Source organism: Lacimonas salitolerans (assembly GCF_042677865.1).
Taxonomy (GTDB): domain Bacteria; phylum Pseudomonadota; class Alphaproteobacteria; order Rhodobacterales; family Rhodobacteraceae; genus Lutimaribacter; species Lutimaribacter salitolerans.
Genome location: NZ_JBHUDD010000059.1, coordinates 224,959 through 251,809, shown reverse-complemented (window position 1 = coordinate 251,809; position 26,851 = coordinate 224,959). Strand labels below are relative to the sequence as shown.

Below are 26,851 nucleotides of genomic sequence, written 5' to 3'. Positions count from 1 at the left end.
TTGTGGGATGAACACCCAAGCCCCCAATATGCGCCCAAATGCCCCGCCCGTGATCCGGCAGCTGGACGAGGCCTCGATCAACCGCATCGCCGCAGGCGAGGTGGTGGAGCGCCCGGCCTCGGCGGTCAAGGAGCTGGTGGAAAACGCGCTGGATGCCGGGGCGCGGCGGGTGGATGTGACCATCGCCGATGGCGGCAAGACGCTGATTCGGGTGGCCGATGACGGCTGCGGGATCGCGGGCGCAGACCTGCCGCTGGCGCTGTCGCGCCATGCGACATCCAAGATCGACGGCAGCGACCTGCTGAACATCCACACTTTCGGGTTCCGGGGCGAGGCGCTGCCCAGCCTTGGCGCGGTGGGGCGGCTGACCATCACCAGCCGGATGGCGGGGCAGGATGCCGCGCAGATCGCGGTTTCGGGCGGGCAGATCGGTGCAGTGCGGCCTGCGGCGCTGAATAGCGGCACGGTGGTGGAACTGCGTGACCTGTTTCATGCCACGCCCGCGCGGCTGAAATTCCTGCGCACCGACCGGGCCGAGGGGCAGGCGATTGCCGATGTGGTCAAGCGGCTGGCGATGGCGGAACCCTTTGTGGCCTTTACCCTGCGCGATGTGTCCGGCGGGGGCGAGGGGCGCATGGTGTTTCGCGCCGATGCGCAGTCGGGCGACCTGTTCGATGCGCTGCACGGGCGGTTGTCGGGCGTGCTGGGCACCGAGTTTGCCGACAATTCCATCCGGATCGAGGCCGAGCGTGACGGGCTGCACCTGTCGGGCTTTGCCGCGCTGCCCACATATTCGCGCGGGGCGGCGGTGGCGCAGTTCCTGTTCGTCAACGGTCGCCCGGTGCGGGACAAGCTGCTGATCGGCGCGCTGCGCGCGGCCTATTTCGATTTCCTGTCGCGCGACCGGCACCCGGTGGCGGCGCTGTTCGTCGATTGCGACCCGACGCTGGTGGACGTGAACGTGCACCCGGCCAAGTCCGAGGTGCGGTTTCGGGATCCCGGCACCGTGCGCGGGCTGATCGTTGGCGCGCTGCGGGCCGCGCTGGCCGGGTCGGGGCATCGGGCGTCCAGCACCGTGGCGGGGGCCACCCTGGGCGCGATGCGGCCGGAAACCATGGGCGCGCGCGTCTACCAGATGGACCGGCCCAGTGCCGGGGCGCGGGCAGCGGCCTATCAGGCTCAGGCGCCCGGTTTTGCCGAGATGCAGCGCGATTTCAGCGCGCGCGTGGAAGACACCGCCGGCGAAAGGACACAAGGCCCTGACGAGGCCCTGCCACTGGGCGCAGCCCGCGCGCAGGTGCATGAAAACTACATCGTGGCGCAGACCGAAACCGGCATCGTGATCGTCGATCAGCACGCCGCGCATGAACGGCTGGTCTATGAGCGGTTGAAACGCCAGATGGCCGACACCGGCGTGGCCGCGCAGGCCCTGCTGATCCCCGAGATCGTGGAACTGTCGGACAGCGATTGCGCCCGGCTGCTGGATCATGCCGACGCACTGTCACGGCTGGGACTGACAATCGAACCCTTCGGTGGCGGGGCCGTCGCCGTGCGCGAAACCCCGGCCCTGCTGGGCGAGGTGAATGCAAAGGCGATGATCCTGGATATTCTGGACGAACTGGCAGATCAGGGCGACAGCATGACCGTGCAGGCGCGGCTTGAGGCGATCCTGAGCCGCGTGGCCTGCCACGGCTCGATCCGCTCGGGCCGCCGGATGCGGGCCGAGGAGATGAACGCCCTGCTGCGCGAGATGGAGGCGACGCCCCATTCCGGCCAATGCAACCACGGGCGGCCCACCTATGTTGAACTGAAACTGTCAGACATCGAAAGGCTGTTCGGGCGCACATGATCCAGATCGGCAACCAATCCTTCGCGCTGGACGATCCGGCCACCCTGCTGGTGCTGGCAGGCGGGGTGCTGGCGCTGGTGTTCCTGATCCTGCTGATCGTGGCGGTGCGGGCGGCGGGGCGCAGCGCGCGGATTGCAGCACCGCTGGCCCAGCAGATCGGGCAATTGGGGCAGCGTGTGGAAATGCTGGGGCAAGGACAGCAACAGCTTGCCGGGGGTCTGACCCATGTGTCCGAGGCGCAGGCGGCCAGCCAGGCCAACATGCTGCAACTGATGGAACGCCGGCTGGCACAGGTCAGCGAAAAGATGAACGAGAACCTGCAGGGCACGGCCACCCGCACGGCGCACAGCCTTGGGGAATTGCAGCAGCGGTTGCAGGCCATCGACAAGGCGCAGGACAATATCACCAAGCTGTCGGGTGATGTGCTGTCGTTGCAGGATATCCTGAGCAACAAGCAGACGCGCGGGGCCTTCGGCGAGATCCAGTTGCGCGACATCGTCGGCAAGGCGCTGCCCTCCGACAGCTATCAATGGCAGGCGGTTCTGAGCAACGGCAAGCGGCCCGATTGCCTGATCTACCTGCCCAACCCGCCCGGGCCGATCGCGATCGACAGCAAGTTCCCGCTTGAGGCCTACGAGGCGCTGATCAACGCGCAGACGCCGGAACAGGTGACCCGCGCCAACACCCAGATGCGGCAGGCGGTGCGCGCGCATATCAAGGCGATCTCCGAGAAATACATTCTTGAGGGCGAAACCGCCGATGGCGCGCTGATGTTCCTGCCCTCCGAGGCGGTCTATGCCGAACTGCACGCGCGGTTCCCCGAACTGGTGCGCGAAGGGTTCGCCGCGCGAGTCTGGATCGTGTCGCCGACCACCTGCATGGCCACGCTGCACACGATGCGCGCGATCCTGAAAGATGCGCGCATGCGGGAACAGGCGGGCGCGATCCGGCGCGAACTGGGGCTGCTGTTTGCCGATGTTGAACGGCTGGGCAGCCGGGTCGAAAACCTGGACCGGCATTTCGGGCAGGCGGCCAAGGATATCTCGGACATCAAGATCAGCGCCGACAAGGCCGGGCGGCGCGCGCGGCGGCTGGACAATTTCGATTTCGAGGAGCTGGCCCCCGAGGTCGAGTCCGCGCCACCGGTCCTGCGGCTGGAACAACACCCCAAGGTCTAGGCGCAAATCCGTGGGGCATTGACCGCACCGCCCCCCATGCTACCAAAAGCGTCATGGCCCAGATATTCCTGCAAACCCTGCCCTTCTTTGCCCTGATCGGTCTGGGTTACCTTGCAGGTGTCACACGGTTTTTCCCCGAAGAGGCGACCGCTTGGCTGACCAAGTTCGTGTTCTACTTTGCCCTGTCGGCGATGCTGTTCCGGTTTTCAGCCAACCTGTCATTCACCGAGATTTTCGATCTGCGCTTTGTCACCGCCTATCTGTGGGGCACCGCGCTGATCTATGGCATCGCCACCGGCGTCGCGTTCCTGCGCGGGCTGAGCACCGAGGAGGCGGCGGTCGAGGCACAATGCGCGGTGATCGGCAATGTCGGGTTTCTGGGCATACCGATGCTGGTGATGCTGCTGGGCGAGGCGGCGATCGCCCCGGTCATGCTAGTGCTGGCGGTCGATCTGATCGTGTTCGGCTCGCTGATCGTGATCCTGATCACCGGCGCGCGCGACGGGCGCGTGTCGATCAAGATCCTGCGCACCGTGGGGCTGGGCCTGCTGAAAAACCCCATGATCGTCAGCATTTCGCTGGGGTTGGCGTGGTCGTCGCTGGCCATCCCGATCCCTGATCCGCTGAATGATTTTGTCTCGATCCTGGGCGCTGCGGCCACGCCCGGCGCGCTGTTTGCCATCGGGGCCAGCCTGGCATCGAAATCGGCGGAGCGGCTCACAACCGCCGGATGGCTGTCGTTCTGCAAGCTGGTCCTGCACCCCGTCGCCGTGGCCTTTGCCGCGCTTGTGCTGTTTCCGGTCGATCTTTATGCCGCCGGGGTGATGATCGCCGCCGCCGCCCTGCCGGTGGCGGGCAATGTGTATATCCTTGCGCAGCATTATGGCGTGGCACCACACCGGGTGTCGGCGTCGATCCTGATCTCGACCGGGTTTTCCATCATCACCGTCTCGGCGGTGATCGCCTGGGTCAGCGCTTTCTGATCCTTGCCGCGCGGGCATCCCTCGGATAGCCATGGGCCAACCGGACAAACAGGGGGCATCCCATGAAAACCATTTCCGAAAACCGCTGCTTTGGCGGCATGCAGGGCGTTTACAGCCACACATCCTCCGCAACGGCCTGTGACATGACATTCGGTCTGTTCCTGCCCGAGGACGCGCAGGACGGCCCGGTGCCGGTGCTGTGGTATCTGTCTGGCCTGACCTGCACGCATGAAAACGCGATGGTCAAGGCGGGCGCGCAAAGCTGGGCTGCCGAACAGGGGATCGCACTGATTTTCCCCGACACATCGCCGCGCGGCGAGGGCGTGGCAGATGACGACGCCTATGATCTGGGCCAGGGTGCCGGGTTTTATGTGAACGCCACGCAGGCGCCCTGGGCCCCGAATTTCCGCATGTGGGATTACATCGCCACGGACCTGCCCGACCTGGTGTTCAAGGAATTTCCACTGGATGCCGAGCGGCAGGCGATCACCGGCCATTCGATGGGCGGGCATGGCGCGCTGACGCTGGCAATGGGGCTGCCGGGGCGGTTCCGCTCGGTCTCGGCCTTCTCGCCCATTTGTCATCCGACCAACGGCGATTGGGGCCGCAAGCAACTGTCGGCCTATCTGGGCGAGGATGAGGGCGCGTGGGCCGCCCATGACGCCACCCTGATGATGCGCGACACCGGCCTGGACATCCCGTTGCTGGTGGACACCGGCAGCAGCGATCAGTTCATCGACCTGCTGCAACCCGAGGCGCTGGCACAGGCCGTTGCCGCCCGCCGGGTGCCCGCGACCCTGCGGCTGCAAAAGGGCTATGACCACAGCTATTTCTTTGTGTCGTCGTTCATCGAGGATCACGTCACCTTTCACGCCGAAGCGCTGTATTCGTGACGCTGTTCATCGACGCCGATGCCTGCCCGGTCAAATCCGAGGCCGAGCGCGTGGCAACCCGCCACGGCGTCGCGATGAAGGTGGTCAGCAACGGCGGGCTGCGCCCGTCGCAAAACCCGCTGGTCGAAACGGTGATCGTGCCCGATGGCCCCGACGTGGCCGATATGTGGATTGCCGAGCGCGCGGGGCCAGGTGACGTGGTGGTGACGGGAGACATCCCGCTGGCCGCGCGCTGCATCGAGAACGGGGCGCAGGTGCTCAAACACAACGGCGAGGCGCTGACCGGCGCCAATATCGGCAACGTGCTGGCCACCCGCGACCTGATGAGCGACCTGCGCGCATCCAACCCGTTCATGCAGGGCGGCGGCAAGGGGTTTACAAAGGCGGACCGCTCTCGTTTCCTTGACGGGCTGGAACGTGCGTTGCGCGCCGCCAAACAAGGGTAGCATCATGCCAGAAGCAGTGGTTTTCGACATCGGGCGCGTGCTGATCCATTGGGACCCCGTGGGATTCTACGACCGCGAGATCGGGGCCGAGGCGCGCGCGCGGCTGTTTGATGCCGTGCCGCTGGAGGCCGCAAATCTTGAGGTTGATCGCGGTGCGCCGTTGCGCGACACGATCTATGCGCTGGCGGACGCGCATCCAGACTGGGCCGAGGCGATCCGGCTGTGGCACGACCGCTGGCTCGACATGGCCAGCCCCGCGATGATTGACACCGTGGCCCTGTTCGACCGGCTGCGCGCGGCAGGCGTGCCCTGCTGGGCGCTGTCGAACTTCGGCGCCGAGACGTTCGAGATTGCCGAAGGGGCCTATCCCTTTCTGGCCGAGTTCGACGGGCGGGTGATTTCCGCCCATATCGGCGCGATCAAACCCGAGCCCGAGATCTACGAGACGCTGGAACTGGCCAGCGGCCTGTCAGCCGGGCAGTTGTTCTTCACCGATGACCGGCCCGAGAACATCGCCGCCGCGCAGGCACGCGGATGGCACGGGCACCTTTTCGAAGGTGCGGATGGATTGGCCCGCGTCCTGGCAAGCCATGGATTTCTGACCGAAAAGGAGGTCACATGACCGTTCCCTTCATCCCCTTCGCCGAGGGCGAGGCGCTGCTGGACTGGCTGGACCTGACCGATGCGCTGGACGCAGGCCACCGCCTGCCCAAGGCGCGGATCGACGATATTTTCCTGTATCGCGACCCCGACACGCTGCTGAACCGGGCGGCGTGGATCGACGGCATGGGGCTGGCGGTGAAATCGGCCACGGTGTTTCCGGGCAATCCGGGGCGCGGCAAGCCGATGGTCAATGGCGCGGTCACGCTGTTTGACAATGACACCGGCGAGCTGGAGGCGCTGGTCGATTTCCACCTTGTCACCAAGTGGAAAACCGCCGGTGACAGCCTTTGCGCCGCGCGCAAGCTGGCCCGCCCCGACAGCCGCGAGATCCTGATCGTGGGTGCGGGCACCGTGGGCCGGTCGCTCCGGCAGGCCTATGGTGCGGCCTTTCCGCAGGCCCGGTTCACCGTCTGGAACCGCACGCGCGCGAATGCCGAAAAGATGGCGGCCGAGTTCCCCGGCATGGCCGTGGCCGACGATCTGGAAACCGCCGTGCGCGCCGCGGACATCATCACCAGCGCCACGATGAGCACCGAGCCGCTGCTGCGCGGCGACTGGTTGCAACCCGGTCAGCATATCGACGTGATCGGTGCCTATCGCCCCGATATGCGCGAGGTCGATGACACTGCCCTGACCCGCACGCGCGTCTTTGTCGACAGTTTTGACACCACGGTAGGCCATATCGGCGAGATCAGGATTCCGCTGGAACAGGGTGTCATCACCCGCGATGATCTGGTCGCGGATTATTATGTACCAGAACAATTCTGCCGTACCTCGGACGATGAAATCACCCTGTTCAAGAATGGCGGCGGTGCGCATCTGGACCTGATGACCAGCCGATACATCCTTAACGCGTGGCGCAACAGATAAACGCGGCAAGTCCGGTTTTTGTTGCGATGCAAGTGGGTCGCATCTATCCTGTTTGCAATTTTGCAGACAGGGGTATTTTCGATGACAGATCAATCCGCACAGCCTGCCTTTCGCAATCTGGTGCCCGGTGACCGCGCTCCGTCGTTCAAGGCGCGCACCAAAAGCAACCCTCAATTCACCTTTGATTCAGTCGGCGGGCGCTGGTTGTTGCTGGCCTTTCCGGGCACGGTTGGCGATCAGCGCATGGCGCAGATGATCGCCACCGCCTATGCCGCGACGGATGTTTTCGATGACGAGCAGGCCTCGCTGTTCACGGTGATCAATGCGCCGGATGACGAGGCGCAAGACCGACTGGCTGACAAGATCCCCGGGCGGCGTGTGTTCTGGGACACGGATATGGCGGTGGCGCGCATGTATGGGGCGATGCCCGTGCAGACCGATACAAGCGCGCCCTTTCGTCCGTTCTGGATGGTGATCGACCCGTCACTGACGATACGCAAACGGGTTGCCATGACCCCTGATGGCAGCTGCATCGAGCAGGTGCTGGCCTATCTGCGCAGTGTCCCGCCCGCCGCGACGTTCCTTGGCTTTGAAACGCCGGCCCCGGTTCTGGTGCTGCCAGACGTGTTCGAACCTGAATTCTGTGACCATCTGGTCGGGCTGTACCACGAACATGGCGGCGAAAGCTCGGGCTTCATGCGCGATCAGGACGGCAAGACCGTGGCGGTGATGGACCCGTCCTTCAAGGTGCGCAACGATTTCACGCTGTCCGACCCGGACCTGATTTCGCAGACCCAAAGCCGCATCCTGCGCAAGGTCGTGCCCCAGATCGAGCGTGTGCACTACTTCAAGTGCACCCGGATGGAGCGGTACATGGTCGGCTGCTATCCGGCGGATGAGGGCGGGCATTTCCGCCCGCATCGCGACAACACCACGCTGGGCACCGCGCATCGCCGCTTTGCCGTGTCGATCAACCTGAATGACGAGTTCGAGGGCGGCGCTGTCAGCTTTCCCGAGTTCAATCCGCGCGGGATCAAGGCCCCCAAGGGCACGGCGGTGATATTCTCGTGCTCGCTCCTGCATGCGGTGGCCAAGGTGACAAGCGGCACGCGCTATGCGTTCCTGCCGTTCCTGTATGACGACGCCGCCGCAGCGATCCGCGAACGCAATGCCGCGAACGTGCCCAACGCTGCGGGTTACAAGGCCTGAGGGCGGGCGGCGGGCGCGGTGATATTCCGCTCTTTCACCGGCAGGTGAACGATGGCGGAAAACGCGCCCACGCCGACACCGATCCACCAGACCACGGTGTAGTCGCCATAGGCGTCATACATCCGCCCGCCCAGCCAGACGCCCAGAAAGCTGCCAAGCTGATGGGAAAAGAACACGATGCCATACAGCGTGCCCATGTAGCGCAGGCCATAGATATGGGCGATCAGCCCGCTGGTCAGCGGCACGGTCGCCAGCCAAAGCGCGCCCATCGCCACAGAAAACAGCAGCACCGTCGCGGGCGTGATCGGAAACAGGATGAACGCGGCGGCAATGATGGTGCGCCCGGTGTAGATGGCGGCCAGCAGGTATTTCTTGGAATACCGCTTGCCCAGCCAACCCGCCGTCAGCGTGCCCGCGATATTGGCTGGCCTATGCCCCAGGCAAGGTTCTGAATGGCGATGGCCAGGCTGAATTCAGCCCGCAACCAGCCGAATTCCTGCGCGATGGGAATCTGGAACACGCCAAAGGACGCGCGCACGGCAAAGCTGATCAGGATGATCGCGCAGCCCACGACAAGAACAGGGGTGAAAATCGTCGGTTTCGCCTGCATCTGCCGCCCTCCTGCCACGCGCCGGAAAGATGCGCGCGGCAGGAAACAGGGTCAATGGCTTTTACCTGTTATGGCCGCGCGTCCTGACGGGTCAGCGCATCACGGTAAAGGGCGGATCAATCGCGACTTCGTGCAGGTTCGGCGTCACTCCGATGCGGTCGATCACGGCGAACAGCCCGGGGGCGTGCAGCGGTGTCAGCACCCCGTGCCATGTGCCGCGATGCAGGTTGATGCCCTGCCCCGGTGCCGCCAGAAAGGCGCGCGGCTGGCCGGGCTGGCCACCGACATCGGGCGCGACGATGACCAGCCATTCGTTCTGATGCATGGGGATGAAGGCCTGACTGCCCTCGGGGTGCCGTTCCATCAGGTCGCAGGTATGGGGCAGGCTGCGCGGTTGCGCGCTGAGCACGCTGATCCCGGCACACCCTTCGGGGCCGAAATCCAGCCGCGCGCGGTCATGCCAGCGCCCGCAGGCCCCGGCGTTGATGATCCTGTCGGGATCGCCCGCACAATCCAGCACATCGCCGAACGGGGCGAAGGCCTTGGCGGTCAGGGGTTCGGTGTGAATGATTCGCGTGGTGGTCACAGCGACAGCCCCGGGTGGCGGTTCACGTCCTTGTACAGAAGATAGCGAAACGGCTCATCGCCGGTGGCGATGCAGGCCTGCGGGCAGAACGCGCGCAGCCACATGAAATCACCCGGGCCGACCTCGACCCAGTCGGTGTTCAGCAGATAGCGCGCCGTGCCTTGCAGCACGTAAAGCCCGTGTTCCATCACATGGGTTTCGGCAAAGGGGATGCGTCCGCCCGGCAGGAAGGTCACGATATTGGCGTGCATGTCGTGGCGCAGATCGGCCGGATCGACAAAGCGGGTGGTGCCCCATTTGTCGGTATTGGCCATCCAGTTGACGGGGGTTTCCTGATCCGAGGTCACGAAGCTGTCGGGTCGGTCGATGCCCGGTGCCGGTTCATGGCGCTTGCGAATCCAGTGGAATTGCAGCGGCGTCGTACCGGGATTGTGGATGCTCCAATCGCTGCCGGGGGCGATATAGGCATAACCGCCCGCGCGCAGGTCATGGGTCTGGCCGTCGATTGTCAGAGCCATCTGGCCGCTTGCAACCAGCAACGCCGCCTGCGAGCTGCTGTCGGGTTCGGGGGTTTGCGATCCGCCACCGGGGGCAACCTCGACCGCGTATTGGGCGAATGTCTCGGCAAAGCCCGACAGCGGGCGCGCGATGATCCAGGCGCGTGTGCCCGTCCAGCCGGGCAGCAGGCTGGTGACGATGTCGCGCATCGTGCAGGCGGGCAGCACGGCATAGGCGGTGGTGAAGATGGCCGTGCCCTCGGGGCTGACCGACTGATCCGGCAGACCGCCGGGGGGAAAGGCATAGGTCATGTCATGTCCTCCAGCCGCAGCCGCGCAATGCGTTCGACCTGCGCGCAGGCGGTGGTGAACTCGGTCCCGGTGTCATTGGCGATACGGGTTTCGAACGCGGCCAGAATCGACGCCTTGTCATGGTCGCGCACGGCGATGATGAAGGGAAAGCCGTGCTTTTCAATATAGGCGGTGTTGAGCGTGGTGAACCGCGCGCGTTCGTCATCGGTCAACGCATCAAGCCCCGCGCTGGCCTGTTCGGCGGTCGATTCGGCGGTCAGGCGCCTGGCAGAGGCCAGCTTGCCCGCCAGATCGGGATGGGCCTTAAGCACGCCCAGGCGCTCGTCATATGTGGCGCTGCGGAACATGCGCGCCAGCGCGTTGTGCAGCCCGGCGGGAGTGTCGTGGGCGGGCCCAAGTTCCAGGTCAAAGGCGCGTTCCGCGATCCAGGGCGAGAGTTCGAAGATGCCGCCGAACCGATGCACAAAGGATGCACGATCCATCTGGCTGGGGCGCTGTCTACGGCGGTGCGGATGGGTGGCGGCCCAATGGCGCGCAATGTCAATGCGGCGGGGGGTCCACACGCCCTCGAACCCCTTGATATACTCGATGAACCGTTGCAGCCCGGCGATCTTGCCGGGGCGACCGATCAGGCGGCAGTGCAGGCCGATGCTCAGCATTTTCGGCGCGGTTTCCCCCTCGGCATACAGCACGTCAAAGGCATCGCGCAGGTAGGTAAAGAACTGCTCGCCCGTGATGTATCCGGGTGCTGTGGCAAAGCGCATGTCGTTGGATTCCAGCGTGTAGGGGATGACCAGTTGATCGCGCGCGCCCACCTCGATCCAATGGGGCAGATCGTCGTCATAGGTGTCCGAGATATAGTCGAAACCGCCCTCTTCGGCGACCAGGCGCACGGTGTTCTCGCTGCACCGCCCGGTGTACCAGCCGCGCGGACGGCTGCCCGTGACCTCGGTGTGCAGGCGGATCGCCTCGGCAATCGCGGCACGCTCCTGATCCTCGGGCATGTCGCGATGCTCGACCCATTTCAGGCCGTGACTGGCGATTTCCCAATCTGCGTCCTTCATCGCCTCGACCTGCTCGGGGCTGCGCGCCAGCGCCGTCGCGACGCCGTAGACGGTGACGGGAATATCCGCGCCGGTGAACAGCCGGTGCAGCCGCCAGAACCCGGCGCGCGCGCCGTAGTCATATATTGATTCCATGTTCCAGTGGCGCTGCCCCGGCCAGGGCACGGCCCCGGCGATGTCGGAAAGGAACCCCTCGGACGCAGAATCGCCGTGCAGGATGCTGTTCTCGCCGCCCTCTTCGTAGTTCAGGACGAACTGCACGGCGATGCGGGCCCCACCGGGCCATTTCGCATCCGGCGGGTTGGCCCCGTATCCGATCATGTTGCGCGGATAACGCTGCATCGCAGCCTCCTGTTCAGTTGGCCGAGTTGTAAGGCACGGCCGCGGCGAAAGATTTTCAAAAAATGATTGATACACTTTCCCGGCACTGCAATCCCTGATTAAGCCTGTGCAATCGCCACCCTTTCGATAGGCTGGCCCGAAAAAGGAGCGTTCCATGCCCGATGGCTATCTGACAACCCATGTTCTGGATACGGCGCGCGGCGTGCCTGCGGCCGGTTTGCGGATCGAGTTGTTTCGGCTCAACGGCACCGCGCGAGAAAGAATTGCCGAGACCGTGACCAATGCGGATGGCCGCACCGATGCGCCGATCCTGCCTGCCGACAGGTTCACGACCGGAGTATACGAGCTTGTGTTTCACGCAGGACAATACCTGCGGGACAATGCACTGACCCAGAGCGAGCCCCTGTTTCTGGATCAGGTGCCGGTCCGGTTCGGCATGGCGGATGCGCAGGCGCATTACCATGTGCCGCTTCTGCTGTCGCCCTTTGGCTATTCGACCTATCGCGGCAGTTAATCCGCCTTTTCCAGCATCCGGCCCAGCACGCGGCCGCCCAGCACATGCACATGCAGGTGCGGCACCTCTTGCACTCCGGCGTCGCCCGCGTTTGAAATCAGGCGATAGCCGCCATCGCCCGCACCGGGCGTGACGCTGACCATCTGGCACACCTGCCCGATGGCGCGGGTGTAATCGGCGATTTCCGCATCCGAGGCTTCGGCCGCGAAGTGATCGTGATTCACATACGCGCCCTTGGGGATCACCAGCACATGCACCGGGGCCTGCGGCTGGATATCGTTGAAGGCCAGCGTGTGGTCGGTTTCCAGAACCGTGCTGTTGGGAATCTCGCCGCGCAGGATCTTGGCAAAGATGTTCTGGTCGTCATAGGCATAGGCCATTTGGCACCTCAATCGGCAAAAAGATGGTCGGTCTGGGCGATTTCAAGCGCCTTGTCCTCGGGGATCGTCAGAAAGCGCGCAATGCGGTCGGCGTTGTCGTAGGGGCTGTCGGACTCGCGGATGCGGTGGTGGTTTTCGAAATCGGCATCGCGGATACGGTCGATTTCAAAGGTGATGTCCTGACGGATCGTCGGCAACAGCCGTTCCAGCGTTTCGCGCGGGGTCTGGTCGCCTGCCAGCCCAACCCGCTTGGCATGGCCGATCAGGTAATCATCGGTAAAGCCGCACTGCACCTCGAGCAGCCTGGTGACCGATCTGTCCCCGCAGAAATCATGCAAAAGGTCGATATTGTTGGGGTCCATGCAGACGATCAGCCGGTCGGTTTCGTAGTAATCGAACAGCATCCGCATCAGCGCGCGGCGGTGGCGCGTGCGTTTGCCTAGGGTCGACTGGATGCCTCCCAGATCCGGGATCGGGGTGCTTTCCTCGTTGAACAGGTATTCGATCGCCGGAATGTTGGTGACCTGCCGGATCTTGGCCAGCAGGCGCTTGGCGACGTGCCATTTCTTGCACACGATGATCATCAGCTCGCGTTCGCGGCCCAGCGTCGATTCCGTTTCCCAGAACCGCGTGGCAAAGCGCCGCCCGATCCGCCCGCGCCCCGACAGGAACTTGAACAGGCTGCGCCCCTCGTTGGAAATCTTGAACTCGACATCCTCGGAAGCATAGAGCGCGCCCAGCCGCGCCTTGAGCTCGCGCGCCTCGGGGCTGATCTTGCGCGCGAACAGGAAATCCTGCGACAGCAGCATGTCATAATGGTCGTTGTAAAATACGACCGGCATGCCGTAATCGGTGAACAGCAGGAATGTCAGGGTGCGGGTCCTGATCTCGTCCTCGGGGACAAGGTGGCGCACGAGGGTCTGAAAAAACGTCTCGTCGGGGATCCATGTGGTGCGGAAGAACCGCATCACGTCGCGACGTTGCCGGGTGAACTCCAGTATCCATTCGATCGTGCGGCGGCGCAGGCACCACCACTGGCTGCCGATCATCACCTGGATGTCCTGCGGAATCTCGCGGGTCAGGCCCAGCCGTTTCTGAAGTTCGAACATGCCGTAGAACCGGCGTTTCTGGGTGCGTTCGTTGAACCAGTGCCGATAGATCAGCCGCTCTTCTTTCCAGCCGGTCTTGATCCAGTCGCTGTCAAAGTAGTCGAAGCTTTCGACGTAGTCGCAATCCTCGCTGTCGAGGAACTCGTGGGCGTATTCCGCCGTCTTGATCGCCATGCAATCGCCCGACAGCATGTAGAAATGCGTGGCACGGGGAAACGCGTGCACCGCCGTTTCCACGGCATTCAGCGTGGCCTGAACAAGGCTCCATTCCCCCCAGCCGCATCTGATACGCTTGCGGGCAAAGACGACGTTGGGGTTGTCCTTCAACGCGGTGCGTATCTGCTGAAAATGCGAAGGCTTGGCGCGCGCGTCAAAATGGATCGACATGTAGTCGCCCGCCGCGGTCAACCGTTCGGCCTGCCGGATGATGGCCTCGGGGTCCTTGTGGCACAAAAGTATGAAGGCGATACGGGCCATGCGGGTGGGTGAAAGCCTCTGTTTACGGGGTCACAGTATCTAGATAAAGATGAAGTCGCATTGAATAAACAGTCGATATCCGTTTTTTCACATGCGCCAGAACGCGCCGTAAAACAAGGCGCACAGTTTGGAGGCTAGGGGCAAGATGGGTTTCCCGGGAACCTGGATGACGGAAAGCGAAAGCGTGGTCTATCGCGTCGTTCCGAAATGCGCCTGCTCGACCATCGGGCAGATCATGTACTATTCGGACCACGGCGCATTCTTCGATGGCGACATCCATGACGCCACCAGTGGCCTGCACAAATGGGCGATCGAAGACAGCCAGCCCCTGATCGAACAAAACGTAAAGGCGCATAAATCCTATGCGTTCACCTGCGTGCGCAACCCCTATACGCGCATCCTGTCGTCGTTCTTTGACAAGATCTGCGGCATCCAGCGCAACGGCAAACGTTATCGCGGGAACCTTGTGCCGCTGTTGATCCAGAAATACGGGATCGAGGTGGGCGCGCCCGAGGACGGGTTCGAGTTCGACCAGATCAAATCGTTCCGCCGGTTCCTGCTGTTCACCCGCGACACCATCCGCTGGCGCCGCCCGATGGAGCCTGACATTCACTGGTCGGCCATGTCGGGACATGTCAGCACCTTTATCCAGAACGGCGGGCGGTATGACCGCATCTTCTGGACCGAACAGTTCAACGACGGGATGGGCGAGGTTCTGAAATCGATCAAGACACCGAAAAAGGTCGATCTGAAAACAATCCCGCGCTTCAACGAATCCGAAGGGCACGGGCCCAAGCGCGCCCACCCGGTCGAGGATTACTTTGACGACCTGTCGATGCATCTGATCAAGGAAATCTATCACCGCGATTTCGCGCTGTTCAAATACGACTTTGACGATCCGTCCAACAAGATGCCGATTGGTGAGATCGACCTGGACGAGGTGCATGCCAAGCTTGGGGAATGACCCGGCTTGTAACAGGTCGATGAAGTTTTGATGAAGATGTGGCGTGGCGCGATCCAGATCAAATCGCGCGCCACCAACTGTGTCATCTTCCGCGTGACATCCGATACAGGAGGGGAAGATGCAGCACTCAGCCACCGTTAGCAATTCCAACAACGCCCCGATCATGGAAATCGCCGGGCTGAACCTGTGGTACGAGGATACCCATGCCCTGAAGGATGTGTCGTTCGACCTTTACCCTTCGGAAATCCTGGCCTTTGTCGGACCATCGGGCTGTGGCAAGTCAACGGCGCTGAAGGTGCTGAACCGGATGCACGACCACACGCCCGGGGTGCGGATCACCGGATCGGTGCAGATGCAGGGCACCGATATCCATGACCCCGACATCGACCCGCCCCTGCATCGCCGGCGCTTTGGCTGGGTCGCGCAGAAACCCAACCCCTTTCCGACGACGATCTGGCACAATGTGTCCTATGGGCCGCGCATTCACGGGCTGATGCAGACCAAGGCCGACATGGCCGCCCATGTCGAAGACTGCCTGCGCCGCGCCCATTTGTGGGACGAGGTGAAGGACATCCTGCACAAGGCAAAGGGCAATGACCTGTCCGGTGGCCAGCAGCAGCGGCTGTGCATCGCGCGCGCGCTGTCGACCCAGCCCGAGGTCTTGCTGATGGACGAACCCACCGGGTCGATCGACCCGATCGCCACTGCCAAGATCGAAGAGTTGCTGACCGGACTGCGCGTGGATCATTCGATCATCATCATCACCCATTCGATGATGGAGGCCCGACGCATCGCCGACCGCGTGGCGTTCTTTCACCTTGGGGCGCTCAAGGAAATCGGGCCGGTCACGCAGATATTCGATCACGCGACCAGCCCCGAGGCCCGCAGGTTCTTTGCGGGCGAGTCCGGCTGACGCCGGTCAGCAACCCAGCGCGATGCCGTCCTTGCGCGGGTCCGATCCGCCCTCCAGCACGCCATCCTCGCGGATCAGGATCGCCTGGGCACCCCCGATGGGCGCGTCCGCAAGCTCGACCTTGTGGCCCATCGCGGCCAGTTCGGCGCGCACCGCGTCGCTGTATCCGCGTTCCACCTTCATCGTGCCCGCATCCGAAAAGGCGCGAGGCGCGTCGATGGCGGTTTGCGGATCCATCCCGAAATCGACCATGTTCGACACCATGCGCGCATGGCCGTTGGGCTGATAGGCCCCGCCCATCACGCCGAACGGCATCAAGGCCCCGCCCATCCGAAGCATCGCGGGAATGATCGTGTGCATCGGGCGCTTGCCGCCTGCCATCTCGTTCGGGTGGCCCTGTTCCAGCGTAAAGCCTGCCCCGCGATTTTGCAGCAGGATGCCGAATTTCTCAGATGCGATGCCCGAGCCGAAGCCATGGAAGATCGAATAGATCAGGCTGACAGCCATGCGATCCTTGTCGACCACGGTGATATAGATGGTGTCCTTGTGCACGGCTTCGGTCAGCGGCGCGGCCGCGGCCATCGCCTTGGCCGGATCGATCAGCGCGGCCAGTTTTGACGCCGTTTCCGGCGCCAGCATATGATCCAGCCGGGTGGAGTGGTCGGGATCGGCCAGAAAGCGATTGCGCGCGTCATAGGCCAGCTTTGCCGCTTCGGCCTCGATATGGGCACGCTGGCTACCGAAGGGGTCCATTCCGGCGATGTCGAAATGCAACAGGATGTTCAGCATCAGGTTCGCGGTCGCGCCCTGCCCGTTCGGCGGATGCTCGACCAGGTTCGCGCCCTTGTAGTCGCTGGAAACGGGGGTGGCGTCGATCGGCGCGGCATTGGCGAAATCGGCCATCTCGTGCACCCCGCCAAGGGCGTTCAGCGCGGCGACCATATCCTCGGCCACTTCGCCTTGGTAAAAGGCCTTGATGCCGTCACGGGCCACGCGGCGCAGCACCTCGGCCTGACCGGGCGCGCGAAACATCTGGCCGGTTTGCGGCAGTTTGCCATCGATCAGATAGTGTTTCTGCGCCGTCGGGTTCAGGCATTTGGCCGCTGCGGGCCAGTCGAAGGCCACGCGCGGGGCGACGGGAATCCCCTCCTCGGCATAGCGGATCGTGGGGGCGAGAAGGTCGTCCAGACCCAGCCGCCCTTCGGTCTGCGACAGGTGGGCAAAGGCGGCCATCGCGGTGGGGATCGTCACCGCCTCGGGACCGGTCAGCGGCACCGAGGTCAGCCCGCGGTCACGCAGGGCGGCGGCACTGGCCGCAGCAGGCGCGCAGCCCGATCCGTTCAGCGCGCGCACCGTGCTTTCGCCCGGGCGGGTATAGAGGACAAAGCAATCGCCCCCGATCCCGGTCATCTGCGGCTCGGCGATGCCCAGCAGCACCGCACCGGCAATCGCGGCGTCCATCGCGTTGCCGCCCGCGTCCAGAATGTCGATGGCCACCTTGGCCGCCAGCGGGTGCGAGGTGGCGCAAATGCCATTGGTTGCCAGCACCGGCGACCGGCCCGGGATGTGAAAATCACGCATGATTGGATGTCTCCTGTCCGTTTCGCCGGGCAGGTTAGGGCCACGGTCCCGGAATGCCAATCACCACGCGTCGTTATGTTCGGGAGAGTAGTGCCTCGGCGCCGCGCACTGGGTGGGGGCTGTGAACACGCGACGCCGAGGGAAGCCATTTGAAGCTACGAGTTCAGTCTTGATGGAAAATCGTGACAGCAATCAGATGTGACTGGGGCGATTCCAAGGCATTCCTGCTTTGCCCGGTCACGACAGCGAGAACACGATCTTCATCTCGTTCCACCGTGCCAGCCGGTCATGCGACACCTCGGTCGCGAGGGTGCGGATCAGATGCCAGCCAAACCCGCCTTCGGGCAGGTTGTCAGGGTCGAACCCGTCGGGATCATCCGCAAGGATCAGATTGGAGGGCAGCGGCATGCCCCGGTCGCGGATGATCACGCTGAACCGGTCTGTATCGACAGTGGCACGCAGGTACACCGGCCCGCCGCCGCCAGCATAGGCATGCTCGCCGACGTTGTTGAGCACCTCGGCCAGAACGATCTGGATCGTCGCTGACAGATCCGCGGTCAGCGACAGTGGCGACAGGTACTCCATCAGCGTTTCAAGAGCCTGACGCACCTTGGGCGCGGTCGCGTCAAAGGTCATGATGAAGGCACCATTGGGGCCGGAAACGGGCTGCATCCCGCGCGCCTCAGCCGCCATGATCCGCAAGGGCCGCATCAAGGGTGGCGTGAATGGCAAAGACGCTGTCCATGCGGGTCAGGCGAAACACCTTCTCAACCGCAGGCCCAAGCGCCACCAGGCGCAGCCGCCGGTTCGGCCCCAGATGTTTCATCGCCGCCACGATCGCGCCCAGACCGCTGGAATCGATGAAATCCACCTGCGCGAGGTTCAGCACCACATCGCCCGATGACCCGTCTGACAGATCGCGCATGGCATCCTTGAAGGCGATCGCGATCGCCGCATCGATTCGCCGCTCTGCAACATCGACCACGCAGAGGGGTCCAAGCGATCTTGCCGTCAGTTTCATGCTGTCCGTCCATCCGTAGAAATACCTGCAATGCGACGAAGGCTAGACGCCATTCCTTACCATTCGGTATGCAGGGGTATGAGTTTAGGGAGAGAGCCATGAAGACAGTCGTCATCGCAGGGGCATCGCGCACGCCCATGGGCGGATTTCAGGGGGTGTTCGACGGCGTCAGCGCCGCCGATCTGGGCGGGTCCGCGATCCGCGCGGCGCTGAAAGGGGCCGGGGCCAAAACCGTGGACGAGGTTCTGATGGGCTGCGTCCTGCCCGCAGGTCAGGGGCAGGCCCCCGCGCGTCAGGCCGGGTTTGCCGCCGGATTGGGCGAAGAGGTGCCCGCCACCACGCTGAACAAGATGTGCGGATCGGGCATGAAGGCCGCGATGATCGCCTTTGACCAGATCGCCCTTGGCCACACTGGCACGATGATCGCGGGTGGCATGGAATCGATGTCGAACGCGCCCTACCTGCTGCCCAAGATGCGCGGCGGGGCACGAATCGGGCATCAGCAGGTGGTTGACCACATGTTCCTGGACGGGCTGGAGGATGCCTATGACAAGGGCCGCCTGATGGGCACCTTTGCCGAGGATTGCGCCGAGGCGTTTCAGTTCACCCGCGATGCGCAGGACCAGTACGCCATCGCCTCGCTGGAAAACGCGCTGGATGCGGAACGCACGGGCGCCTTCGATGGCGAGATCACGCCCTTTACCGTGCACGCCCGCACCGGCGAAGAGGTCATCACCACCGATGAGCAACCCGCCAAGGCACGGCCCGAAAAGATCCCGATGCTGAAACCCGCCTTTCGCAAGGACGGCACGGTGACGGCGGCCAATTCCTCGTCGATCTCGGACGGGGCGGCGGCGCTGGTTCTGGCCAGCCGGGACGCGGCCGAGGCGCAGGGGCTGACCATCCGCGCGCGGATCATGGGCCATGCCAGCCATGCGCAGGCCCCCAGGGATTTCCCCACCGCCCCGGTGCCCGCCACCCGCAAGCTGCTGGAGCGACTGGGCTGGAAGGTGTCGGATGTCGATCTGTGGGAGGTCAACGAGGCCTTTGCCGTCGTGCCCATGGCCTTCATGCGCGAAATGGGCATCCCGCGCGACGTGATCAACGTGAACGGCGGGGCCTGTGCGCTGGGTCATCCCATCGGGGCATCGGGCGCGCGCATCATGGTGACGCTGCTGAACGCGATGGAAAAACGCGGGGCCAAACGGGGCGTGGCTGCGATCTGCATCGGCGGGGGCGAAGGCACGGCCATCGCGATCGAACGCCTGTGATGCAAAAGCTGAAACTGGCTCTTGCGCTGCTGCGCGTTCTGGCCCCCGCCCCGGTGCAAGGCGCGCTCTATGGCAACCGGCTGACCGTTGTTGACGGTCGGCAGATCGATCCCAGCGCGCAGGCGGTCTGCGATCTGGTCAGCCTGCTGCGCGCGCCGGGCGAAGTGCCCGACCTTGCCGAAAGCCGCAAGCAGCTGGACGGCATGGCCGAAAAGTTCGACCTGCCCAGCCCGCCGGGTGTTGCGAAATCCGACATCACCGTGCCCGGGGCCGCCGGTCCGCGCCCGGCGCGGCTGTATGTGCCCAGGGGCGGCGAGGATGCGCCGGTGCTGCTGTACCTGCATGGCGGCGGCTGGGTGCAGGGCAGCCTGAACAGCCATGACGGGCTGTGCGGCAAGCTGGCGGATCGTGCGGGTATTCGCGTGATCTCGCTGGATTACCGGCTGGCACCCGAGCACAAGTTCCCGGCGGCCCCTGATGACGTGCTGGCCTGTTACAGGGCGCTGGTCAGCGGGGAAACCGACCTTGCCATCGACCCTGCCAAACTGGCGGTGGGCGGTGACAGCGCGGGCGCCAACCTGACCGCCGCGTTGATGCATGATCTAAGTGAGGCAGGCCTGCCTCTGCCTGCTGCGCAATTGCTGATCTATCCGGCGGTTGACGGGCGGCTGAGTTCGGGCTCGATGCAGGCACTGGCAGAGCAGCCTTTGCTGCCGCTGTTGCGCATCCGCTGGTATCTGGATCAATACCTACCCGACGATCAGGACAGGCTGGCCCCGCGCGTCTCGCCCCTGTTCTCGCCGCATCTGGCAGGGCAGCCGCCTGCGATGATCATCGCCGCCGGGCATGATCCGCTGTGGGATGACGGGCAGGCCTATGCAAAGGCCCTGCGCGATGCGGGGGTGGCGGTGCAGTTGGCCAATTATCCGGGGCAGGCTCATGTCTTTGCATCCCTGACCAAGGTCGTACCCGAAGGCGACGATGCCGTGCACAAGGCGGCGGGATGGCTGCGGGCGACGCTGGGCTGATCGACCCGGCCGCTGACGGCCAGTAACCGCATCCCCAAAACGACAAACCCCCGAAGCTGTCGCCCGGGGGTCGTCACATCGCGTCATGTCATGCCCAAAGGCTTACATCATGCCTTCGCGCTGCAATTTCTTGCGCGCCAGCTTGCGGGCGCGGCGAATCGCCTCGGCCTTTTCACGGGCTTTCTTGACGGACGGCTTCTCGAAATGCTGCTTGAGCTTCATTTCGCGGAACACGCCTTCGCGTTGCAGCTTTTTCTTCAGGGCACGAAGCGCCTGATCGACGTTGTTGTCACGAACACTAACCTGCATGTGGTTTTCACCACCTTTCTAAGTAAGAGTTGCAATCAGATTTGCAGGAAGTGGCCGTATAGCAAAGCCCGCCCTACTTGTCTAGGGTAACCGCAACCTGCCGATGGAGACCCCGATGGACGACAAAGACGTGAAAGACCGGCTGCTGGACGCGGCGTTGATGCATGTGCCGTTCGACGGCTGGAGCCCGGCCGCGTTCGACGCGGCGGCGACGGATTCCGGCGTCGATCCGGCGCTGGCCCGCGCCATCTGTCCGCGCGGTGCGGTCGATCTGGCGCTGGCCTATCACCAGCGCGGCGATGACGAGATGATCCGCCGGATACACACAGAAGACCTGTCTGCCATGCGCTTTCGCGACCGTGTGGCTGCGGCTGTGCGGTTCCGGATCGAAGCCGCCGATGACAAGGAGGTCGTGCGCCGTGGCAGCGCCCTGTTCGCCCTGCCCCACAACGCTGCCGATGGTGCGCGCGCGATCTGGGGCACCGCCGACAAGATCTGGACCGCGCTGGGTGACCGCTCGGATGATGTGAACTGGTACACCAAGCGCACGATCCTGTCGGGCGTCTACAGCAGCACCGTGCTGTATTGGCTGGGCGACGAGTCCGACGGTCATCAGGCCACGTGGGAATTTCTGGACCGTCGCATCGACGGCGTGATGCAGTTTGAAAAGGTCAAGGCGCGCCTGCGCGACAATCGCGCCTTCAACACCGTCTTTGCCGGACCTCTTGCATTGATTGGCAAGATCAGGGCACCCATGCGACCGACCGACGACCTGCCCGGCCGCTGGCCCGGCCCGCAGTAACCCAAGGAGAGCCTGATGACCGAGACCATGCGCGCCATCGAAATCACCGCACCCGGTGCCCCCGACGTTCTCAAACCTGTCGAGCGTCCGCGTCCGCAGCCCGCACACGGGCAGGTGGTCATCCGCGTGCATTGGGCGGGCGTCAACCGTCCCGACGCGCTGCAACGTGCCGGTGCCTATGCTCCGCCACCCAGTGCCAGCGACCTGCCGGGGCTGGAATGCTCGGGCGAGATCGCGGCCCTGGGCGACGGCGTCGAGGGCTGGCAGGTGGGCGACCGGGTCTGCGCGCTGCTGCCCGGTGGCGGCTATGCCGAGTACGTGGCCACACCCGCCGCCCATTGCCTGCCCGTGCCCGAAGGCATGGACATGCGCGAGGCTGCCTGTTTGCCCGAAACCTACTTCACGGTCTGGACCAACGTATTCATGCGCGGCGGTCTGAAGGCGGGCGAACGGTTTCTGGTGCATGGCGGGGCCAGCGGCATCGGCACCACGGCGATCCAACTGGCGCGCGAATTCGGCGCGCGCGTCTTTGCCACCGTCAGCAGTCAGGACAAGGCCGCTGCCTGCGCGAAACTGGGGGCGCATCGCACGATCATCTACAATGACGAGGATTTCGTCGAGGCGATGAAAGCCGAAGGCGGGGCCAACCTGATCCTGGACATGGTGGGGGGCCTGTACATTCCGCGCAACTTGCGGGCGCTGGCAGATGACGGGCGGCTGGTGCAGATCGCATTCCTGCAAGGCCCCAAGGTCGAAGTGAATTTCGCGCAACTGATGACCCGTCGCCTGACGATCACCGGCAGCACCCTGCGCCCGCAAAGCGATCTGGCCAAGGCCCGCATTGCCGAAGCATTGCGCGAGAATGTCTGGCCGCTTCTCGAAGCCGGCAAGATCGCCCCCGTAATGGACAGCGAGTTTCCATTGAACGAGGCGTCTCAGGCTCATGCACGTATGGAAGAGAGCAAACATATCGGCAAAATCGTGCTGAAAGTCGCCTGACGGCCCGCAAACTTTCTCCTATTCCTTTTGAGAACCCCCGCCGGAATGCACTGGCGGGGCGGTAATTCATTGAGGGCACAAAAATTTCATTTCCCTGTTTGTGAATTCTAGGTAAACATCATCTCACTTGATCTTGTCGTGATTGTTTTCTGCATGACCGACGATCCGCTGGGGATGGCGGAAAAAACGGAAAAATGAAAAATGGTACATTTCAACATCGACGAAATGTCACTGGACGAACTGAAGGCATTGCAGAAGCAGGTGTCGCGTTCCATTGACAACTACAAGGAACGTCAGCGTCAAAAGGCGCTGGCCGAACTCGAGGCGAAAGCCAACGAAATGGGGTTCAACCTCAACGATCTCCTGAGTGCCAAGAAGATACGCAAAGGCGGTATTCCCAAGTATCGTCACCCGGATGATCCCACTGTGACATGGACCGGCAAAGGTCGGCGTCCTGACTGGATCAAGGATGCGCTGGCCGAGGGCAAATCGTTGGATGATCTTTTGATCTGATCAATTGGACCGGGGATAGTTTCTCGGTCCGATTGTATTGCGTCTGCAAGATCGTATTCGCAATTCGGATTAGTGCGGTATGGTATTCCATACCCGCTCCAATTCGGTTGGCTTCATCGGATCGGGTCCAGCAGTGCATCGTCCATCGCGCAATCGCGCACGACATCCCGACCGCACGGCACCGGGGTAAGTGTCTTTGACAGGCACAGCCGGGCTTCCTGAATACGGCCATCCTTGCAGGTGATGGTCAGCATGTCAGGCTCCCATCCCGGGTTGGCCTCGAGAAAGGCCTGCTCGATCACGCGGGCGGGCAGGCGCACGGGCCTGTCCAGTTGCCGCAGGATGTCGGGGCGGTTCACCGCCTCGTAGGCACGGCGCGCCAAGGCAAAGTAGTTGCGCGCCGACAGGCCCGAACAGCGCCCGTGTTTTTGCCATTGATACCAGGCCAGCCCGCCGGTGCCCATGATATCGGCCATGGCGGCGGTCATCGCGCGGGTCGGCTGGGGTTCGGTGGTGCGGCAATTGCTGGGCCAGCCACGATGATACTGCGGCCACAGCCCATGCAGGACCCAGCCAAGCTGGCGCGAGGACTCGCATTGCGGTGACCCTCGGGCATCGCCTTCAAGCGCGCACCATGTGGGAGACCAGCTCAGCGCCAGAACATAGTAGTCGAACACCCCTGCACGGTCGTTTTCGGCCGCAACGGGTGCGGCAAGGCCCAGACACAGGGCCAGAAGGGCCAGAAGGGCCAGAAAACGCATTCACTCTTTCCTTATTCCGTTTGCGGCAGTATACGGTGCCCGAGTTCCCCCACAATGGAAACCGCCCCGGCCCGGGGCAGCCGTTTTCCGGCAACGGGGAAGATTTGAGTTCAGGAGATCTGACATGAACAAACCGATCATGGCAAAGGCGACCGCCGTATGGCTGGTCGACAACACCACACTGACCTTCAAGCAGATCGCCGATTTCACCGGCATGCACGAGCTTGAGGTGCAAGGCATCGCCGATGGTGACGTCGCCACCGGCGTCAAGGGGTTCGACCCCATTGCCAACAACCAGCTTGACGAGGCCGAGATCACCAAGGCCCAGAACGACCCGACATACAAGCTGCGGCTGAAACACAACCCCGCCGCCATGGGCGAGGAAAAGCGCCGTGGCCCGCGCTATACACCGCTGTCGAAACGGCAGGACCGGCCCAACGCGATCCTGTGGCTGGTCAAGTTCCACCCCGAACTGACCGATGCACAGATCTCGAAGCTGGTGGGCACGACCAAGCCGACGATCCAGTCGATCCGCGAGCGCACCCATTGGAACATCGGCAGCATGCAGCCGATCGATCCGGTTGCTCTGGGTCTGTGCAAGCAATCCGAACTGGACCTGATCGTTCAGAAGGCCGCCGAGAAGCGCGCCAAGGAAGGCCTGCCGCTGGACGACGAGGCGCGCCGCCGCCTGTTGTCGACCGAGCAGTCGCTGGAACAGGACGAATCGCCCCGCATGCCGACGGCCATCGAAGGGCTGGAAACATTCTCGCTGCGCGACGAACCCGAAGAACGCGAGGCGCCGATCCCCGACGCCGACAGCTTTTTCAACCTGCCCAAGTCGGATGACGACGACGAGGATGAAGACGAGGACGACCGCCGCTGATCCCGCCGGATCGCGTGTGACAATCTGCAAGGCCCGGGCCGATTGGTCCGGGCCTTTTGCATCGCCGACCTTTGGCCCGCGGCGCAGGTGATTGCGCAATATCCGGGTCGCACGCCGACGCGCCCAAAGGCAAACCCATGGCACCGTGCAAAAGAGGCTGCCATGACCCAGATACCCGCCCTGTTGCTGTTTTTGCTGCCGCTGGCTTACAGCCCCGGGCCGGGCAACATGATCTTTGCCGCCAATGGTGCGCGTTTTGGCCTGCGCGCGACACTGCCGGCCTCGGCCGGGTATCACTTGGCCACATGGGTCGTGACGGCGCTGATCGGTCTGGGCCTGGGCAGCGCGCTGACCGCATATCCCGCACTGGCGCAGGCCCTGCAATGGGCAGGTGCCGCCTATGTGCTGTGGCTGGCCGTGCGTATGGCGCGGGCGGGCAGGTCGGCTGCGGTGGGGCGGGCGCGGGCACTGGGATTTGGAGGCGGCGCGCTGCTGCTGGTGCTGAACCCCAAGGCCTATGTGATCATCGCGCTGATGTTCACGCAGTTCCTGCACACCGGCGCATGGGCCGAGGTGGCGCTGATCACGACCGTGTTCACCCTGAACAACCTTGCGGCCTTTGCCCTGTGGACAGTGGCGGGCGACGCGCTGGCGCGGCGGTTTCGCGACCCCGCGCAGGCGCAGGTACTCAACGGCGCGATGGCGGCCATGCTGGCGGGTGTGGCGGTCTGGATGGCGCTTGCCTAGAACGTCTTGCGCGCGTTCAGTGCGGCAGCAATCGTGCCGTCGTCGAGGTAATCCAGCTCACCCCCGATCGGCACGCCCTGCGCCAAGGATGACAGCGTGACCCGCCCTTCAAGCTGATCGGCGATGTAATGCGCGGTGGTCTGGCCATCGACCGTGGCGTTCAGGGCAAGAATCACCTCGGATATGGCTTCTTCGCTGACCCGGTCGATCAGGCGCGGGATGCGCAACTGCTCTGGCCCGACCTGATCGAGCGCGGACAGGGTGCCCCCCAACACGTGATAGCGCCCCTTGAAGGCGTGACCGCGTTCCATCGCCCACAGATCGGCCACATCCTCGACCACGCAGATCTGACCGTTGGCGCGTTTCGCGCTGGTGCAGATGTCGCAGATCTCGGTTGTGCCGACATTGCCGCAATTCAGGCATTCGCGCGCGGTCAGCGCCACCTGCCCCATCAGGTCGGCCAGCGGCTGCATCAGCAGCGCGCGCTTGCGGATCAGGTGCAGCACCGCGCGCCGGGCCGAGCGCGGGCCTAATCCCGGCAACCGGGCCATGACGTCGATCAACGCCTCGATGTCGCGGGTCGAGTTCATGGCGCAGCGCCTGTGTCAAGGGGCGGGAGCGAGGGGCCAGCCCCTCGCGCTCCCCGGGATATTTTCAGAGAGAGGAAGGTCAGAATGGCAGTTTGACGTCCTTGGGCAGGCCCAGTTCCTCGGTCAGCTTGCCCATTTCCTCCTGGGCGCGTTCGGCCGCCTTGGCCTGCGCGTCCTTGATGGCGGCGAGGATCAGGTCCTCGACCACTTCCTTTTCCTCGGGGTTGAAGATCGACGGGTCGATATCGAGCGCCTTCAACTCGCCCTTGGCGGTGCAGGTGGCGGTGACCAGCCCGGCGCCCGAGCGCCCCTCGACCATGATGTTGGCCATTTCTTCCTGCATCTCGGCCATGCGGGTCTGCATCGCCTGTGCCTTCTTCATCATGCCGGCCATGTCGCCAAGACCGCCCAAACCTTTCAGCATCTGATCTCTCCTGTCTATCGCGGCGCGGGGTGCGGCGCGGTTGGGTCACATATCGCAACGCGA

At 63.8% G+C, this 26,851-nt stretch carries 30 protein-coding genes and 1 pseudogene; 18 read left to right on the top strand and 13 right to left on the bottom strand.

The features are described 5' to 3' along the window. Window positions 1-7: 7 nt before the first annotated feature. The 8 genes from mutL to ACFTOW_RS12930 all read left to right on the top strand — a co-directional run bounded on the left by mutL (window position 8) and on the right by ACFTOW_RS12930 (window position 8,091). Window positions 8-1,849 (top strand): DNA mismatch repair endonuclease MutL, encoded by a 1,842-nt coding sequence (gene mutL, locus ACFTOW_RS12965; protein ID WP_379916364.1) that lies wholly within the window; start codon window positions 8-10, stop codon window positions 1,847-1,849. After that, window positions 1,846-3,027 (top strand): DNA recombination protein RmuC, encoded by a 1,182-nt coding sequence (locus ACFTOW_RS12960; protein ID WP_379916362.1) that lies wholly within the window; start codon window positions 1,846-1,848, stop codon window positions 3,025-3,027. Before mutL ends, ACFTOW_RS12960 begins: the two co-directional genes overlap by 4 nt. A gap of 53 nt (window positions 3,028-3,080) precedes the next feature. Continuing rightward, window positions 3,081-4,010, top strand: a complete 930-nt coding sequence (locus tag ACFTOW_RS12955; protein ID WP_379916360.1) for an AEC family transporter — start codon at window positions 3,081-3,083, stop codon at window positions 4,008-4,010. A gap of 62 nt (window positions 4,011-4,072) precedes the next feature. Further along, on the top strand, window positions 4,073-4,903 hold the full coding sequence (gene fghA / locus ACFTOW_RS12950) for an S-formylglutathione hydrolase (protein ID WP_379916358.1): 831 nt from the start codon (window positions 4,073-4,075) through the stop codon (window positions 4,901-4,903). Continuing rightward, window positions 4,900-5,349: a YaiI/YqxD family protein gene (locus ACFTOW_RS12945; RefSeq protein WP_379916357.1), complete on the top strand. Its 450-nt coding sequence runs from the start codon at window positions 4,900-4,902 to the stop codon at window positions 5,347-5,349. The genes fghA and ACFTOW_RS12945 overlap by 4 nt, the downstream gene beginning before the upstream one ends. Before the next feature lie 4 nt (window positions 5,350-5,353). After that, window positions 5,354-5,971: an HAD family hydrolase gene (locus ACFTOW_RS12940; RefSeq protein WP_379916355.1), complete on the top strand. Its 618-nt coding sequence runs from the start codon at window positions 5,354-5,356 to the stop codon at window positions 5,969-5,971. Continuing rightward, complete coding sequence (locus tag ACFTOW_RS12935) at window positions 5,968-6,882, top strand: ornithine cyclodeaminase family protein (protein WP_379916353.1); 915 nt, start codon at window positions 5,968-5,970, stop codon at window positions 6,880-6,882. Before ACFTOW_RS12940 ends, ACFTOW_RS12935 begins: the two co-directional genes overlap by 4 nt. An 81-nt stretch (window positions 6,883-6,963) precedes the next feature. After that, entirely contained in the window at window positions 6,964-8,091 is a 1,128-nt protein-coding gene (locus ACFTOW_RS12930; protein WP_379916351.1) for a 2OG-Fe(II) oxygenase, read from the top strand. On the opposite strand, the pseudogene ACFTOW_RS12925 reads toward ACFTOW_RS12930, so the two are convergent. The 4 genes and pseudogenes from ACFTOW_RS12925 to puuE form a co-directional block, all read right to left on the bottom strand. Next, a pseudogene (locus ACFTOW_RS12925) lies at window positions 8,079-8,701 on the bottom strand (MFS transporter). The gene ACFTOW_RS12930 and the pseudogene ACFTOW_RS12925 overlap by 13 nt on opposite strands. 91 nt (window positions 8,702-8,792) lie before the next feature. After that, window positions 8,793-9,287: an ureidoglycolate lyase gene (locus ACFTOW_RS12920; protein WP_379916349.1), complete on the bottom strand. Its 495-nt coding sequence runs from the start codon at window positions 9,285-9,287 to the stop codon at window positions 8,793-8,795. Then, a complete protein-coding gene (locus ACFTOW_RS12915) occupies window positions 9,284-10,096 on the bottom strand; it encodes a bifunctional allantoicase/(S)-ureidoglycine aminohydrolase (RefSeq protein WP_379916347.1) in 813 nt (270 codons plus the stop codon). The genes ACFTOW_RS12920 and ACFTOW_RS12915 overlap by 4 nt, the downstream gene beginning before the upstream one ends. Further along, the gene (gene puuE, locus ACFTOW_RS12910; RefSeq protein WP_379916345.1) at window positions 10,093-11,502 is read right to left on the bottom strand and encodes an allantoinase PuuE; all 1,410 of its coding nucleotides are present in this window, start codon (window positions 11,500-11,502) and stop codon (window positions 10,093-10,095) included. Before puuE ends, ACFTOW_RS12915 begins: the two co-directional genes overlap by 4 nt. A 154-nt stretch (window positions 11,503-11,656) precedes the next feature. On the opposite strand from puuE, the gene uraH reads away from it, so the two are divergent. Continuing rightward, window positions 11,657-12,016: a hydroxyisourate hydrolase gene (uraH, locus tag ACFTOW_RS12905; protein ID WP_379916343.1), complete on the top strand. Its 360-nt coding sequence runs from the start codon at window positions 11,657-11,659 to the stop codon at window positions 12,014-12,016. Here uraH and ACFTOW_RS12900 read toward each other — a convergent pair. Together ACFTOW_RS12900 and ACFTOW_RS12895 are read right to left on the bottom strand one after the other, a co-directional pair. After that, window positions 12,013-12,396 (bottom strand): HIT domain-containing protein, encoded by a 384-nt coding sequence (locus ACFTOW_RS12900; RefSeq protein WP_379916472.1) that lies wholly within the window; start codon window positions 12,394-12,396, stop codon window positions 12,013-12,015. The two genes, uraH and ACFTOW_RS12900, sit on opposite strands and share 4 nt — an antisense overlap. An 8-nt stretch (window positions 12,397-12,404) precedes the next feature. Then, the gene (locus tag ACFTOW_RS12895; protein ID WP_379916341.1) at window positions 12,405-13,982 is read right to left on the bottom strand and encodes a DUF5928 domain-containing protein; all 1,578 of its coding nucleotides are present in this window, start codon (window positions 13,980-13,982) and stop codon (window positions 12,405-12,407) included. Window positions 13,983-14,127: 145 nt separating this feature from the next. Between ACFTOW_RS12895 and ACFTOW_RS12890 the strand changes: the two genes are divergently transcribed. Together ACFTOW_RS12890 and ACFTOW_RS12885 are read left to right on the top strand one after the other, a co-directional pair. Then, complete coding sequence (locus ACFTOW_RS12890; RefSeq protein ID WP_379916338.1) at window positions 14,128-14,946, top strand: sulfotransferase family protein; 819 nt, start codon at window positions 14,128-14,130, stop codon at window positions 14,944-14,946. A 118-nt stretch (window positions 14,947-15,064) separates the two neighbouring features. Next, a complete protein-coding gene (locus ACFTOW_RS12885) occupies window positions 15,065-15,859 on the top strand; it encodes a phosphate ABC transporter ATP-binding protein (RefSeq protein ID WP_379916336.1) in 795 nt (264 codons plus the stop codon). 6 nt (window positions 15,860-15,865) lie between these two features. Here ACFTOW_RS12885 and ACFTOW_RS12880 read toward each other — a convergent pair whose 3' ends face one another. The 3 genes from ACFTOW_RS12880 to ACFTOW_RS12870 form a co-directional block, all read right to left on the bottom strand. Further along, on the bottom strand, window positions 15,866-17,440 hold the full coding sequence (locus ACFTOW_RS12880) for a gamma-glutamyltransferase family protein (RefSeq protein WP_379916334.1): 1,575 nt from the start codon (window positions 17,438-17,440) through the stop codon (window positions 15,866-15,868). A 237-nt stretch (window positions 17,441-17,677) separates the two neighbouring features. Next, on the bottom strand, window positions 17,678-18,133 hold the full coding sequence (locus tag ACFTOW_RS12875; RefSeq protein ID WP_379916332.1) for an ATP-binding protein: 456 nt from the start codon (window positions 18,131-18,133) through the stop codon (window positions 17,678-17,680). Beyond that, window positions 18,123-18,461: an STAS domain-containing protein gene (locus tag ACFTOW_RS12870; RefSeq protein WP_379916330.1), complete on the bottom strand. Its 339-nt coding sequence runs from the start codon at window positions 18,459-18,461 to the stop codon at window positions 18,123-18,125. Before ACFTOW_RS12870 ends, ACFTOW_RS12875 begins: the two co-directional genes overlap by 11 nt. A 98-nt stretch (window positions 18,462-18,559) precedes the next feature. On the opposite strand from ACFTOW_RS12870, the gene ACFTOW_RS12865 reads away from it, so the two are divergent. Continuing rightward, window positions 18,560-19,732, top strand: coding sequence for a thiolase family protein (locus ACFTOW_RS12865; protein ID WP_379916328.1), 1,173 nt, complete (start codon window positions 18,560-18,562; stop codon window positions 19,730-19,732). Beyond that, window positions 19,732-20,760 (top strand): alpha/beta hydrolase, encoded by a 1,029-nt coding sequence (locus tag ACFTOW_RS12860; protein WP_379916326.1) that lies wholly within the window; start codon window positions 19,732-19,734, stop codon window positions 20,758-20,760. Before ACFTOW_RS12865 ends, ACFTOW_RS12860 begins: the two co-directional genes overlap by 1 nt. Before the next feature lie 102 nt (window positions 20,761-20,862). Here the strand turns inward: ACFTOW_RS12860 and rpsU are convergent, their stop codons facing one another. Then, a complete protein-coding gene (gene rpsU, locus ACFTOW_RS12855) occupies window positions 20,863-21,069 on the bottom strand; it encodes a 30S ribosomal protein S21 (protein WP_024810325.1) in 207 nt (68 codons plus the stop codon). A gap of 115 nt (window positions 21,070-21,184) precedes the next feature. On the opposite strand from rpsU, the gene ACFTOW_RS12850 reads away from it, so the two are divergent. The 3 genes from ACFTOW_RS12850 to ACFTOW_RS12840 all read left to right on the top strand — a co-directional run bounded on the left by ACFTOW_RS12850 (window position 21,185) and on the right by ACFTOW_RS12840 (window position 23,383). After that, complete coding sequence (locus tag ACFTOW_RS12850) at window positions 21,185-21,871, top strand: COQ9 family protein (RefSeq protein WP_379916323.1); 687 nt, start codon at window positions 21,185-21,187, stop codon at window positions 21,869-21,871. Between the two features lie 15 nt (window positions 21,872-21,886). After that, window positions 21,887-22,870: an NAD(P)H-quinone oxidoreductase gene (locus tag ACFTOW_RS12845; protein WP_379916321.1), complete on the top strand. Its 984-nt coding sequence runs from the start codon at window positions 21,887-21,889 to the stop codon at window positions 22,868-22,870. Window positions 22,871-23,071: 201 nt separating this feature from the next. After that, window positions 23,072-23,383, top strand: a complete 312-nt coding sequence (locus ACFTOW_RS12840) for an H-NS histone family protein (RefSeq protein WP_379916319.1) — start codon at window positions 23,072-23,074, stop codon at window positions 23,381-23,383. A 113-nt stretch (window positions 23,384-23,496) separates the two neighbouring features. Here ACFTOW_RS12840 and ACFTOW_RS12835 read toward each other — a convergent pair whose 3' ends face one another. Beyond that, on the bottom strand, window positions 23,497-24,144 hold the full coding sequence (locus ACFTOW_RS12835; RefSeq protein WP_379916317.1) for a ribonuclease T2 family protein: 648 nt from the start codon (window positions 24,142-24,144) through the stop codon (window positions 23,497-23,499). A gap of 124 nt (window positions 24,145-24,268) precedes the next feature. Here ACFTOW_RS12835 and ACFTOW_RS12830 point away from each other — a divergent pair, with 124 nt between their 5' ends. Further along, the gene (locus ACFTOW_RS12830; RefSeq protein WP_379916315.1) at window positions 24,269-25,027 is read left to right on the top strand and encodes a DUF1013 domain-containing protein; all 759 of its coding nucleotides are present in this window, start codon (window positions 24,269-24,271) and stop codon (window positions 25,025-25,027) included. Between the two features lie 162 nt (window positions 25,028-25,189). Then, window positions 25,190-25,774 (top strand): LysE family translocator, encoded by a 585-nt coding sequence (locus tag ACFTOW_RS12825; protein ID WP_379916313.1) that lies wholly within the window; start codon window positions 25,190-25,192, stop codon window positions 25,772-25,774. Here the strand turns inward: ACFTOW_RS12825 and recR are convergent. Both recR and ACFTOW_RS12815 read right to left on the bottom strand, forming a co-directional pair. Beyond that, window positions 25,771-26,364 (bottom strand): recombination mediator RecR, encoded by a 594-nt coding sequence (gene recR, locus ACFTOW_RS12820; RefSeq protein WP_379916310.1) that lies wholly within the window; start codon window positions 26,362-26,364, stop codon window positions 25,771-25,773. The two genes, ACFTOW_RS12825 and recR, sit on opposite strands and share 4 nt — an antisense overlap. Window positions 26,365-26,443: 79 nt before the next feature. Further along, on the bottom strand, window positions 26,444-26,788 hold the full coding sequence (locus ACFTOW_RS12815; protein WP_379916308.1) for a YbaB/EbfC family nucleoid-associated protein: 345 nt from the start codon (window positions 26,786-26,788) through the stop codon (window positions 26,444-26,446). Window positions 26,789-26,851 lie beyond the last annotated feature (63 nt).